The organism is Shewanella algidipiscicola, assembly GCF_003605125.1.
Lineage (GTDB): Bacteria > Pseudomonadota > Gammaproteobacteria > Enterobacterales > Shewanellaceae > Shewanella > Shewanella algidipiscicola.
This window is the reverse complement of record NZ_QPQT01000007.1, coordinates 17,504-31,950: the sequence shown is the minus strand read 5'-3', so window position 1 is coordinate 31,950 and position 14,447 is coordinate 17,504. Positions and strand designations below refer to the sequence as shown.

At 47.0% G+C, this 14,447-nt stretch carries 7 protein-coding genes; 2 read left to right on the top strand and 5 right to left on the bottom strand.

The features are described 5' to 3' along the window. Window positions 1–32: 32 nt before the first annotated feature. The gene (gene hemE, locus DVO77_RS08815) at window positions 33–1,097 is read right to left on the bottom strand and encodes a uroporphyrinogen decarboxylase (RefSeq protein ID WP_119978066.1); all 1,065 of its coding nucleotides are present in this window, start codon (window positions 1,095–1,097) and stop codon (window positions 33–35) included. Between the two features lie 473 nt (window positions 1,098–1,570). Here hemE and rsd point away from each other — a divergent pair, with 473 nt between their 5' ends. Continuing rightward, window positions 1,571–2,038, top strand: coding sequence for a sigma D regulator (rsd, locus tag DVO77_RS08805; RefSeq protein ID WP_119978065.1), 468 nt, complete (start codon window positions 1,571–1,573; stop codon window positions 2,036–2,038). 107 nt (window positions 2,039–2,145) lie between these two features. On the opposite strand, the gene acnB is transcribed toward rsd, so the two are convergent. After that, window positions 2,146–4,743: a bifunctional aconitate hydratase 2/2-methylisocitrate dehydratase gene (acnB, locus tag DVO77_RS08800; protein ID WP_110457019.1), complete on the bottom strand. Its 2,598-nt coding sequence runs from the start codon at window positions 4,741–4,743 to the stop codon at window positions 2,146–2,148. Window positions 4,744–5,167: 424 nt separating this feature from the next. Between acnB and hxpB the strand changes: the two genes are divergently transcribed. Beyond that, the gene (gene hxpB / locus DVO77_RS08795; protein ID WP_119978064.1) at window positions 5,168–5,842 is read left to right on the top strand and encodes a hexitol phosphatase HxpB; all 675 of its coding nucleotides are present in this window, start codon (window positions 5,168–5,170) and stop codon (window positions 5,840–5,842) included. Between the two features lie 151 nt (window positions 5,843–5,993). Here hxpB and DVO77_RS08790 read toward each other — a convergent pair whose 3' ends face one another. The 3 genes from DVO77_RS08790 to lpdA all read right to left on the bottom strand — a co-directional run bounded on the left by DVO77_RS08790 (window position 5,994) and on the right by lpdA (window position 14,364). Next, window positions 5,994–8,207: a patatin-like phospholipase family protein gene (locus tag DVO77_RS08790; RefSeq protein ID WP_119978063.1), complete on the bottom strand. Its 2,214-nt coding sequence runs from the start codon at window positions 8,205–8,207 to the stop codon at window positions 5,994–5,996. Window positions 8,208–8,297: 90 nt separating this feature from the next. Further along, window positions 8,298–12,755 carry an EAL domain-containing protein gene (locus tag DVO77_RS08785; RefSeq protein ID WP_249038138.1) on the bottom strand — a complete coding sequence of 1,486 codons (4,458 nt, stop codon included), beginning with the start codon at window positions 12,753–12,755 and terminating at the stop codon, window positions 8,298–8,300. Between the two features lie 181 nt (window positions 12,756–12,936). Continuing rightward, window positions 12,937–14,364: a dihydrolipoyl dehydrogenase gene (lpdA, locus tag DVO77_RS08780; protein ID WP_119978061.1), complete on the bottom strand. Its 1,428-nt coding sequence runs from the start codon at window positions 14,362–14,364 to the stop codon at window positions 12,937–12,939. Between the last annotated feature and the right edge of the window lie 83 nt (window positions 14,365–14,447).

Sequence of the window (14,447 nt, the reverse complement as noted above, 5' to 3'; positions counted from 1 at the left end):
GGCTTTTTAATCAGACTCATCACAAGTACTGACTACTTATGATATTGAGGAGACAGTGCATGCACCGACTTGATAAATGAACCAGCACGCTCAGGATCAACATGTTGGTGAATACCATGACCAAGGTTAAATACATGGCCAGTACCTTCACCGTAAGAAGCTAAGATTTGATCCACTTCTTGATGAATTCGCTCAGGAGTACCATACAACACAGAAGGATCCATGTTACCTTGCAGGGCAACTTTATCACCCACGCGGCGACGCGCATCGCCAATATCTACAGTCCAGTCAAGACCTAGCGCGTCACAACCCGTTTCAGCCATCGCTTCTAACCACAAGCCACCACCTTTGGTGAATAGGGTCACAGGCACTTGACGACCATCGGCATGACGCGTCAGTCCATCAACAATCTTCTGCATGTAACGCAGTGAGAATTCACGGTAGGCGTGATGCGATAATGCACCTCCCCACGAATCGAAAATCATCAATGATTGGGCACCGTTAGCCACTTGCGCATTAAGGTACAAGGTGACTGAATCGGCAAGCTTGTCGAGCAACATATGCAGTGTGGCTGGCTCTTCATAGGCCATTTTTTTAATTTTTTCGAACGCCTTGCTTGAACCACCTTCAACCATATAGGTCGCCAATGTCCAAGGCGAGCCAGAGAAACCAATCAGCGGCACTTCACCTTTAAGCTCGCGACGAATCGTGCTTACGGCATTCATCACATAGCCCAGTTCATCTTCTGGATCAGGAATGCACAGCTTTTTAATGGAATCTATGGTATCGGTAGGACGCTCGAAACGTGGGCCTTCGCCCGCTTCAAAATAGAGGCCAAGCCCCATAGCATCAGGCACTGTCAAAATATCAGAGAATAAGATTGCGGCATCTAAGTCGTAACGACGAAGCGGCTGAAGAGTGACCTCACAGGCCAGATCTTGGTTCTTACAAAGAGACATAAAGTCACCAGCTTCGGCGCGGGTAGCTTTGTACTCTGGAAGATAACGCCCAGCTTGACGCATCATCCAGACAGGAGTTCTATCGACAGGTTGTTTTAGTAAGGCACGCAAATAACGATCATTTTTTAGTTCTGCCATGGGGCTCTATTCCTACGCTTATTGATTTCCGCTGGGACAGTAGTTTAGCATTTACGTGAATAAAGTAACCTCCATCAGTACATTTATGTGACAAACGCCGCTTGATTATACTTTTATCGTCTAGCTGTTTATTTTTACACCAGACTATCGATGGATTATGGGGTAAAGGTTCATAATTCGTTAGAAAAACGTTGCGCCACATCAAAGCCTTTGATATAAAAAGTCTGCGCTAGCAAGAACAATCAAGAAGCTCGTCGCATCGAGCCCGCAATACCTTTACTCGCCCAGCGATAGATTTCTATCGCTGGGCATTTTATTTTCAGTCCCCCTATTACTCACCCATTCGTTTTACAGACAAAACCAGCAGATTAGACCAGATGCAGCTTGACTCTGTTTACGCTAAAAAAGAGTTGATCAAAGCTGCGTTTGTCACCTACATTAGAAGGCATAGAACAACATCGATGGGGAATGTCATGCTAAAGCAATTGGAAAGAGCTGAACAAAAATGGAGAGGCTCCAATTCACTGATTGATCAATGGCTCAATCATCGGCGTAAATTGCTGATCCATTACTGCCAAGTTGCCGGATTGCCTCCCTATGAGTCTCACGATAAATCACTCCCCAACTTTCAATCAGTTAAAGAATTTTGCGATCTGTTGGTCGATTACGTATCAGAAGGTCATTTTGAGGTTTATGATCGCCTAGTTAGCGCCTGTGACAACAATGGGCAATCGAGCCAAAACCTCACTCAAGAGGTGATGCCAAAGATCAACGAGACGACCGATCTAGCCCTCGACTTTAGTGACAAGTACACCGAAGCCGACGATGACAAAGTTCTGTATCAACTCGACCATGATTTATCATCCCTTGGTGATGCCATGGAAACTCGTTTTCAGCTAGAAGATCAACTACTAGAAGCGCTGCATCGCAAATCTGCATAAGCAGGGTTTTAGGTGACAAATTACATTTCAACAGCATGTTACTCACATTAAAAAAGGCCAGCTAATTAGCTGGCCTTTTTGCTGTTTACCTAATCGAATCGATTAACTTAAACCGCAGATTGGAAGATCACTTCGCCGGCTTTCTGAGTGTAAGATTCAATCTTATCGAAATTCAGGTAACGATAAGTGTCTGCCGCAGTGGCATCAAGCTCTTTGGCATAATCTTGGTACTCAGTCACGCTGGGCAGACGACCCAGTAACGCCGCTACAGCCGCTAGCTCAGCAGAGGCTAAGTAGACGTTAGCCCCCGTACCTAAACGGTTAGGGAAGTTACGTGTTGAGGTCGATACCACAGTTGCGCCTTCAGCTACGCGCGCTTGGTTACCCATGCACAATGAACAACCAGGGATCTCGATACGCGCACCAACACGACCGAAGATAGCGTAGTAGCCTTCTTCTGTTAGTTGATCTCTGTCCATCTTAGTTGGTGGCGCGATCCACAAACGCGTTGGCAGGGTTTTAGCAAACTTATCCAGCATCTTACCCGTTGCGCGGAAATGGCCGATGTTCGTCATACAAGACCCGACGAAGACTTCGTCAATCTTAGTATCGGCAACCGATGACAATAGCACAGCGTCATCTGGATCGTTTGGCGCACATAAAATAGGCTCTTTGATCTCATTCAAATCGATTTCGATCACTTCGGCGTATTCTGCATCGCTGTCGGCTTCCATCAACACTGGGTTCGCTAGCCACTCTTGCATCGCAGTGATACGACGCTCGATAGTACGACGATCGCCATAGCCTTCGGCAATCATCCACTTCAACATGACGATGTTAGAGTTGAGATATTCGATGATTGGCTCTTTGTCTAGCTTGATAGTACAACCTGCAGCGCTACGCTCGGCTGATGCATCAGAAAGCTCAAACGCTTGCTCAACTTTCAGCTTTTCAAGCCCTTCAATCTCAAGGACTCGACCAGAGAAAGCATTAATTTTGCCTTTCTTCTCAACGGTCAGTAAGCCCATTTCGATAGCTTTGAGCGGAATAGCATGTACCAAGTCACGCAATGTGATACCGGGCTGCATCTCACCTTTAAAGCGTACCAGTACAGATTCAGGCATATCCAGCGGCATGACACCTGTCGCGGCAGCAAACGCCACTAGACCAGAACCTGCTGGGAACGAGATACCGATTGGGAAACGGGTATGCGAGTCACCACCAGTACCAACCGTATCAGGCAATAGCATGCGGTTTAACCACGAGTGGATAACCCCGTCACCTGGACGCAGTGATACACCGCCACGGTTCATGATGAAATCAGGCAGCGTGTGATGCGTGTTCACGTCAACTGGCTTTGGATAAGCCGCGGTGTGACAGAAAGACTGCATGGTCAAATCGGCGCTAAAGCCAAGACAAGCCAAATCTTTCAGCTCATCACGGGTCATAGGACCTGTCGTGTCTTGAGAACCCACAGAAGTCATCTTAGGTTCGCAGTATTGGTTTGGACGCACACCAGCAACACCACACGCCTTACCAACCATCTTCTGCGCTAGGGTGTAACCCTTGCCAGAATCAACCACATCTTGTGGACGAACAAAAATATCTGATGCAGGTAACCCTAGTGTTTCACGTGCACGATCAGTCAGGCCACGGCCGATGATCAATGGAATACGTCCACCAGCACGCACTTCATCTAACAAGACTTCGGTTTTCAGTTTGAATTCTGAAATTACTTCGTCAGTGCCGTGACGCTTAACCACACCTTGATATGGGTAGATATCAATCACATCACCCATGTTCATTTCGTTAACATCAAGTTCGATAGGCAAAGCGCCAGCATCTTCCATGGTGTTAAAGAAAATTGGGGCAATTTTACCGCCTAGGCAGAAACCGCCAGCGCGCTTGTTAGGCACATAAGGAATATCATCGCCCATGAACCACAACACAGAGTTAGTGGCCGATTTACGCGAAGAACCGGTACCGACAACATCACCCACATACACGAGCGGATGGCCTTTCTCTTTAAGGCTTGCGATCTCTTTGATTGGGCCCACAACACCTGGTTCATCAGGTACGATACCGTCACGGGCATTTTTTAGCATAGCTAAAGCGTGCAATGGAATATCTGGACGAGACCATGCATCTGGCGCTGGAGACAAGTCATCGGTGTTGGTTTCACCAGTCACTTTGAATACGGTCAGGGTCACTTTTTCAGCCAGCTTTGGACGGTTCAAGAACCACTCTGCATTCGCCCAAGACTCAACCACTTGCTTAGCGTGAGCGTTACCCGCTTGCATTTTTTCAACGACATCATGATAGGCATCAAACATCAGTAGGGTGTTTGATAAGGCTTTTGCCGCTAACGGCGCTTGAGCATCGTTATCTAGCTGAGCGATCAGTGGCTCGATGTTGTAGCCGCCTTGCATAGTGCCAAGCAATTCAACTGCGCGCGCTGAAGATAGGATAGGTGAAGTCACTTCACCTTTAGCAAGTGCATCGAGAAAACCTGCTTTAACGTATGCAGCTTCATCAACACCTGGTGGAATTCGGTTTTCTAGCAGGTCAAGAATAAATTCTTGCTCACCCGCTGGCGGATTTTTTACTAATTCGATTAACTCGGCCACTTGATGGGCATCTAGTGGCTTAGGGACTACGCCCTCTGCAGCACGTTCTGCGACGTGTTTACGATATGCTTCTAGCACGGCAACATTCCTCTTTGTTTGGCGTTCTAACAGCGAAACTGCACGTCTTCAATTTTGAAGTAACATTTTGAAGTTAACAGTCAAGCAGGCTTAACCCGTATTTCCGGCCGCATTATACTACAGCTTTGCAAAAGTATGAATCAGATCACACTCTGAGAAGTGAGAAATTACCGGGATTCTCTAGGGCACAAGGCAATTTATCTCAGTGATAAAACAAATGAAATTAGACGATAGTTTGAAACAACCACCAACCAACTGATAAATATATACTTTAATGGTTAACAATAATTTATTATAAACACATTAAAAAGGCACATTTATGTGCAATTTTTTTTAAAGAACTTATTCATAACGGTCGTATTCAGCCCATAAATCCGCATAATATTCCATCGACAATGCGTAAATAACCATCAGGAATGGCTCAATGAACCACAACAAAGTAGCGGCAGTGATCTTCGACATGGACGGAGTATTAATCGACTCTGAGCCCAGTTGGCAGGCGGCTGAAATCAGTGTATTTGGCCAATTAGGTTTACCTATTTGCCTGCAAGACACGCTACAAACCACCGGATTGCGTATCGACCAAGTGGTCGACTATTGGTATCAACGCCACCCTTGGCCAGACTATGACAATCGAGCCACTGCCAATGCCATTGTGCAGCAGGTTGCGGCAGGAATATTGCGCAGCGGTGAAGCCATGCATGGCGCCATATCGGCTCTGCAAGCCTGCCAAGATAAGCCGTTAAAAATTGGCTTAGCTACCTCTTCATCATCGCCACTCATCGAGGCCGTACTGCAAAAACTGGATATAGGCCATTATTTTAATGCCATCTGCAGCGCCGAGTCGCTCACCTTTGGCAAACCGCACCCTGAGGTTTACCTTAATTGCGCAGCCGCGTTACAGGTCCCCCCCCAATCGTGTATCGCCGTGGAAGATTCTTTTAATGGCCTTATCGCCGCACGCGCAGCCAATATGCACACTGTGGTGGTACCGGCAAATCATGAAGCGACGCAGGCTAAATGGGCGGCGGCTCATCGGAAACTGGATGACTTGACCCAGTTAAGTGACTATGTAAGTCAGGTATTGCGTGCCCAGTAGCTTGCCCATCACTTAAGCAAGCGACCGTTAGCTCCTATGAGATAAAAAGCCCACATCAAATGATGCGGGCTCTTACTTAATCGTTGACCTACCACTTTGGTTACCACATATGGCTGCGATAAAAGCTAAGTAAATATACCTTAATTAAGGGCTACCAATTTTTACCTAAGAATAAAAACACCGATTTTTCACCGTCATCGGCCCAACCAAAGCCAAAGGCTGCCGGCCCCATCGAAGTATCGGTACCAAAGTAGAGGCTCCCTCCGTAAAGCAATTCGCCAAAATTAACTTCATCACGTGCCAACCAGACATTACCCGCTTCAATACTGGCCCCCAAGTAGAGCGGGTAATCTGTCATCCCTAACATATCGCGGCCAAGATCGTATTGATAAACAAATGCACCAAACACCTTATGTGGGCCAACCAGCGCATTTTTATGATAGCCAGATAAATTAAGGAAGCCGCCTAGTTCAGAAACATGCACACTGAACTGGTCATCATTGTCGACAGTTGCAAACGAAGCTATCCCCACAATGGCATGATTATTAACACTTAAGGCGCCACGCCAACTGCCCTCAAACTGAAAGGATATCTCTGACGGATTACTAGAAAGCTGTTGCGGGCTCTCATCTTTACGGTAGAAGACATTCAGCTCCAGACGATTACCCGACGTGGGGAAGTTAATACTGTCAAGGTCATCAAACCCAAACTTCAGGTAGCCACCATAGGAGTTGTAATCTAAATCATCAAACAGAGCCACGTTTTCTAAATAGCCTTGCTCGACGGTCAAGCCCAGCTCAATAGCCCCTTGATTGACGTAATTAAAACCAATACCCAGATCGGCGCGATAATTGGTTTGGCTCAATTGCAACACACGATTGTTTTCTTGGTAAAAATCCCAATCTTTACGTTCATAAGAGAGTTCGGTACGGGCAAAATAACGTTGATCAGAGTCGAGCGGCAAATAAAATTCGCTAGAGAGTAGCTTCTCAAACCCGAGGCGTAATTCGTTACGCCACTCGCCGCCGTATTGAGTCAGATCGGTAAGGGTATATGCCACATCCAGTGACACAACCGAATCTAAGGTGAAATCATCTTCCCAACTAAAGCCAAGCTGAAAATAATTGGGCCCCCAAGATTTGGCTTGAGTGTTGAGCACCAGTATTCTGCCAGCATCGGTATCGATAAATTCGGCGTTGACTCGCTCAAACTTATCTAACGCATAAATATTGCTAATCCCTTGTTCTAAGGTCTTTTTGTCAACAACATCACCCACCTTTATCCCTAAGGTTTCATGTAATAATTTAGTGCTGACCTTAGAGTTGTTTTCAAAACGTAATGCCACTACGGGCTGACGAATATTAGCGTTCCAGCTTAATCGCTGCGCGTCTTTTTCCGCCTGATAGGCAAGATAAGCTGCAGGACTGATCGACAAGCTTTTGAGTTTATCCAGCTGCGAGGCTATCGCATCCCCCCCCAAGCGGTAGGCCTCGGGCATGATGGTGAAATCTGTAGTACTGAGCTCGCCCACCTCTGGGCGTATTAGAATATCTTGTTCTGTCAGCAGTTGTTTTTGGCGCTCGGTACTGGCGTTAGTCAACATGGTCGATAGCTGATTCAATACCGCAACCGTACTGGCCAACTGATCGCGTTTAACCAAAGATGAGCCAATATCGACCGCAATCACAATATCGGCCCCCATCGCCTTAACCACATCGACAGGCATATTGTTCGCTATGCCACCATCGACTACCATTTTGCCATTGTATTGCGCCGCTTGTAGAGCGCCAGGAACCGTTGCCGAAGCCTGCATCGCATCGACTAGACTGCCGTGATCCATCACCACTGGCAGGCTTGTTTCTAAATCGGTGGCAACCGCCCGATAGGGAATGGCAAGTTGATCGAAACTGTTAAATTTATGGACTAAATCGGTAGAGCGTTGCAGTAATATCGACATGGTCTGGCCGCGCAGCAAGCCGTTGGGCATCTTCACCTCTTTATCGCTGTATCCCACATTGATAGGAATATTAAACCTATCTCTGTGCTGCTTGTCGCGATAACTCAGCGCCTCACGAGGGATGATATCGGAATAACCATCGCTCCAATTTTCCCCCATCATGATAGCTTCAATTTCGCTAGCATTATAACCCAGCGCATACATGCCACCGACGTAGGCACCAATACTGGTGCCTGCCACAAAATCAACCGGGATTCGCTGCTCTTCGAGCACTTTAAGCACCGCCACGTGAGCAGCCCCTTTGGCACCACCGCCACTGAGCACTAGGCCCACCTTGGGGCGAGCATCATCAGCCAGAGCGTTAGCGCCATAAAAGAGTGTTACAGATAGCAACAAGAAACGTATCATATAGGGTCTTTATTCAGATGGTTGATACAAGGAAATACAGTCTAGCAAACAACTTAACAAACTAAAAAGTTTGCTGTTTGCTCAATAACATTACTGGGTAATACCGGCGTGCTGCTGCGCATTGAGATACGCCTCAAACTCTGGCACCGCCATGGGTTTAGCATAATAGTAGCCTTGAATAATGTAACAACCTCGACTGAAGACCTGTTCAAGTTGCGCTTTGGTCTCCACGCCTTCGGCAACAACCGTTAACTTCAGGTTGCGCGCCAACTCAATAATACTACTGACGATGGCCTGATCGGCCGGATTATTAGCAATATCAATTAAGAAGGAGCGATCGACTTTTAAGGTGCTAACATCAAAACTACGCAAATAAGCCAGCGACGAGTAACCCGTACCAAAATCATCAATGGCAACATCGATCCCTAAAATGCGTAAGGCTTGTAGGTGCTCTTTGGCAATATGAAGCTCTTTCATCAACACCCCTTCGGTGATCTCCAGCCCCAACATGTGCGCAGGCATCCCCGATGTGTGCAATGCCTGCTCAATCCCTTGAATAAAATCGGGCTGCCTGAAATGCACCGCTGAAATATTGATAGACAGCTGCAGTTCATCGCCATAACGCTTAGCCCATTGAGCCCCTTGCATACAGGCCTGCTTTAGCACCCAACGATCGATATCGATAATCAAACCACAAGACTCTGCGACCTTAATAAAGATATCGGGTCGAATATATCCCTCTTCGGGGTGATGCCAGCGCAGTAGCGCTTCCATGCCAACCACTCTGTCATCTTTTAGCATATCAATCTGCGGTTGATAGTGCAGCTCAAACTCCTCTCGGGCTATAGCCTTATGCAGATCGGCCTCAAGCTTGAGGTGATACAAGGATTGCGCATTACGCTCGGCAGAATAATATTGAAAGTTACCTCGCCCCTCTTCCTTAGCATGATACATCGCCTGATCGGCGTTTTTAATCAAGGTCTCCGCCTGCTTGGTATCATCAGGCCAGAGGCTCACGCCAATACTGGTTGAGATAAAAAACTCCCGCCCATAGAGTTCGAACGGCAGCTCAATTTGGCGGATCAGCGATTCGCACAGATGATTAATAGCATCAATATCATTAACATTGCGCAGTAAGATCAGGAATTCATCACCACCAAAGCGGCACAGAGTGTGCTCATCAGACACACAAGATTGCAGCCGTTTAGCCGCTTCAATCAGTAGCGCATCACCCATGCTGTGGCCGTAAGAATCGTTAACGCTTTTAAATCGGTCGAGATCAAGAAAGACCAGCGCTAATGTCTCATCTTTGGCTTCGGCGCGTTGAATACTTTGTGCCAACCGAGCGGAAAACAGCGTACGGTTAGGCAGCCCTGTCAACACATCGTAATTCGCTAAACGGCGTAGCTCTGCCTCAGTTTGCTTGCGCTCAGAAATATCCGAGAACACGGCCACAAAATGGGAAACGCGGCCTACCTCATTGGTCATTGTCGACAAATTTAACCATACAGGACACATCTTTTTATCTGGGGTATAAAAGCTATGCTCGCCAGTCCAAGTCAGCGCTTGCTGAAGTAGAATCCGGATATAATGATTATCAGCCTGCATATTTGATGGTAAGTCATTATCACTTAGTAGTGCAGAGAACTTACACCCGATGAGCGCCTCACTGCTCACCTGCAATATGGTTTGCGCTGCCCGATTAGAGACTTTCACCCGTTCATCGGCATCAAGAATTAACACCCCCTCAGAAGTATTGCTAAAGGCTTGGGCCAATAACTTCACGTCATCTTCTAAGCGACGTTGTTGAGTAATATCGCTATAGATACCTGCCACTTTCTTAATGGCGCCAGTAACAGGATCAAACTCAAGCGGCCGACCACTGACACGCGTCCAGCCCCAAGTCCCATCGAGCCGCAGATAACGATAGTCGACATCGATGCGCACCTCTTGTTGATTTAGCAACCGCTGCCAAGCCTTTATCACTCGAGGACGGTCTTCGTCATGAATAGGAAACTCCTTGATACTGATTAACAAGCGTTGCTCACTGCAGGGAAAGTTGCCGCCACGATTTTCTAAATTAAACAGCCCGGTATCGCTATGCCATTCCCATAATTCTGAGTCGCTGCCACGCAGCGATTGACGCAAGCGTTCTTCGCTTTCACGCAGCGCGCGGTTGACTCGTTTAAAGGCCGATAATTGCTTCTGCCTCACCATCAAAAAGTATAATCCACTCACAATGGCAACCAGCGAAATCAAGGCTTTAAACCACTCACTGGTCCACCAATAGTCTTCAACGCTAAATGAGTAGGAGAACGGAGTTTGTGACCAGACACCATTTTGCTCGCTAAGAATGTCGAGGGTATATACACCTGCAGATAATCCCGCAATATTGACCTGAGATTGCCCCTGCAATAACACATAGTTGGCGGGGGGCTGCCCGTTATTGCGGCGTAAACGATACTGTAACTGCAAGGGCGCATCGGTCAGAAAATCTGAACTGGTTAACTGAAAGCTAATCATGCGAGCACCGGGCGCAACGACACTATTAGGCTCAGGCAAGAGCGCTCTTTTGGTGGCTCCATCAAAAAATATCGACATCGACTCCAGCATGATCCCATCGGTGACCACACGGTTGCTCAGCTTAGTCACGTCAATCAATTCGACACCGTTGGGACTGCCAATGTATAAGCCAACACCAGGCTCATAAAACGAAGCGCCATCATTCAGCTCATTGTTCAACAGTCCGTCTTGTTTCTCGATAACCAGGAGCTGACCGTTAGCCAACGTTTGGCGGATCAGCGAATTGTTACAACCCACAATGCGATAATCAGCCAGTTGTTCAATAAAATATACCGACCCACATTCAAGCTGCCAATTCTGAGTTAACCGCTCAGTCAGTCCCGTTTGAGGTTGGTATTCCATTAAGCCATTAGGCGAGGTTCCCAGCCATAGCAGGCCTGGCTCCACTTCGCTGATATAACTAATATCGACCGCTCGCTCACCGTCATCAATCACATCACTGCGTGAGTAATAGATCCCCAGCTTATCGATATAGCCAAACTGATCGCCGCCCCCCAGCCATAACTTTCCGTCACTGGCACGGTAAATGGTTCGCAGCGAGCTTTGATAGCGTTTACCGTCCACATCTTGCCGTGGTAAGAGACTCACCTCATCAGTGCCCTCATCCCAGTAAAACAGCCCTGTTGCAGTAACAAACCACCAGCGCTGAGTGAGCAAAGGATCGTGGTACACCAAGTAGATAATCTTATTTTCAAGCGAAGATTGACCACCAGTCCACTGTGCAAAACGCACAACCTGTTTATTATCGCGATTATAGATAAATAAACCGTTCGTGGTACCTATCAGTAGGTGCACCGCATCGAGCGGCTTAATGTTATAAACACTGTCATTGACCTCCATCGCGGCAATAGGGATCAAATGACTCTGGCCTTGCTGCCGATTGATCTCGATTAACCCCTGATCTGTCCCCAGCCATAGCCACTCTCGTTGGCTAAAGATGGTCCACACCATATCATCGGCAAGTAGATATGGCGGCTCCTGTGTATAGCTTTCAAGCACAAACTCGGCGGTATCGGCCACAAGCGCTAATTCGCTGCCCGAACCACCGACCCAAATAAGATCATTACTGTCCACCGCAATGGCATGTAAATAGTTAAGATCAGCAGCAGACTTAAGCTGCGCATTCAAGGGGTTAGTTTCACCCGTATCTGGATGCCACTTTACCAGCTCGTCACGACCAGCAAGCCACAAGAATCCCTGCTTATCTTGACTGATGTCAGAGATATGAAATGATGCTTGGGTTATTTTTTCGACCGTTAGTGTGTCAGGATGGACGCGGTATAAACCACTGCTGGCCCCCAGCCATACCCGCTGCTGGTTGTCTTCAAATAGGATTTTTATCAATCCATTAGCTTCAGTCCAAGCAAAAACGCCCTTGAGCATACCTAAGCTATCTCTTAGCTGAAGCTCTCGTTTTCTCGCCAGAATAAGTTGGTTACTTTCACCGACTGATAATGCTAACCACTTTGAATCAGGGTCGTGGGGCAACGCATTAATAAAGGTCAGCGTCATTGCAGGATAATCAAAACGATACAGTTCACCGACGTTATTGAGCAGCATATAACTGCCATCGTTTTGCTGGGAGAGACCAAGTAAACCACTGCGGCGGGCATGGCTAAATAACACTGGGCTACCAAACTGGCTAAACTCATCGCTAACCATATTGTACAGATAGGTGTTGGCATAAGTACTGACCAACAAATGGGTATCACTCAACGGTTCTGTCAGCGCAATAAACTCATCAGACAAACGGATACCATCGACATTCTTATCAATTCGGCGAGACTTGGTATTACTTATACGATACAAGCCCTCTTCGGTCGATAGCCAAGTGTAACCATGCTTATCGAAACTAATGTCATTGACCTTGGCGTTATGCAAACCATCATGAGCATTAAACACCCGTTGCACTAATTGATCGCCATGCACCGGCAAGGCTAAACTGCCTATAAACAAAAACGCCAACAGCAAGCGCCAAAGTAGCCCAAGATGAATAAAACAAATCCGCTTAGCAATTAAGCTAGCTAATGATAATTGACAAGTTGTTATCGCGACTAACCCCATGTAACGGAAATGATAAAACAATGTAAGAGTTAGATTAGCAAAAAAAAAGCGCTCAATGAGCGCTTTTTTTTAATAACTGCAGTTATTTTTTCTTCTTTGCCTTTGGATTTGGCAAATCAGTAATTGAACCTTCATAAATTTCAGCAGCAAGACCTACTGACTCATGTAAGGTTGGATGAGCATGAATAGTCAGCGCCAAATCTTCTGCATCACAACCCATTTCGATTGCAAGGCCGATTTCACCCAGTAGTTCGCCACCGTTAACACCCACGATAGCACCACCAATAACGCGGTGAGTCTCTTTATCAAAGATCAGCTTAGTCATACCTTCAGAGCAGTCTGAAGCGATCGCACGACCACTAGCAGCCCATGGGAAAGTTGCTGTTTCATAAGCAATGCCTTGCTCTTTAGCTTCTTTCTCGGTAACACCTACCCAAGCCACTTCTGGGTCAGTGTATGCAATTGATGGGATCACTTTTGGATCGAAGTAGTGCTTCATGCCCGCAATCACTTCAGCGGCAACATGGCCTTCATGCACACCTTTGTGAGCCAGCATAGGTTGACCGACGATATCACCAATAGCGAAGATGTGTGGCACGTTAGTGCGTAACTGCTTATCCACATTGATAAAGCCACGCTCGTCGATGTTAACACCCGCTTTATCGGCGTCGATTAACTTACCGTTTGGTGTACGACCAATGGCAACCAATACAGCGTCATAACGAACAGGCTCAGCCGGGGCTTTTTTGCCTTCCATTGACACATAGATACCATCTTCTTTGGCTTCTACTGCGGTCACTTTTGTTTCAAGAATCAGGTTAAACTTCTTCTTAATTTTCTTAGTGTACACGCGCACGATATCTTTATCGGCAGCAGGGATCACTTGGTCGAACATCTCAACTACATCAATTTCGCTACCCAGTGAAGAGTACACAGTACCCATCTCTAGACCGATAATACCGCCCCCCATAACGAGCAACTTACCTGGCACTTCTTTCAGCTCTAGCGCATCAGTTGAATCCCAAATGCGTGGATCTTCATGAGGAATAAAAGGGAGCTGGATTGGACGAGAGCCCGCAGCGATAATGGCTTTTTCAAAGTGAATCACTTTAACACCATCTTCACCGGCCACTTCAAGCGTGTTAGGGCCAGTAAACTTACCTAGGCCATTAACGACGTCAACTTTACGCATCTTAGACATGCCGCCAAGACCTCCTGTCAACTGGCTGATGACGCTTTGCTTAAACTCACGCAGTTTATCAAGATCGATCTGTGGTTCGCCAAACACCACACCGTGGTTAGCAATCGCTTTCGCTTCTTCAATCACTTTAGATACGTGTAGCAGTGCTTTTGATGGGATACAGCCGACGTTTAGACAAACACCACCAAGGGTGCTAAAACGCTCAACGATCACAGTCTCTAGCCCTAAATCGGCAGCACGAAATGCCGCTGAATAGCCAGCAGGACCCGCCCCTAATACCACTACCTGAGTTTTGATTTCGTTACTCATGCTTTCCTCTATTCTTTTTCATTCCGTTGGGAGGAATTCCGGCCCAACGCTATATGACGCCAGCTTTTGAACGTATGTTCTTG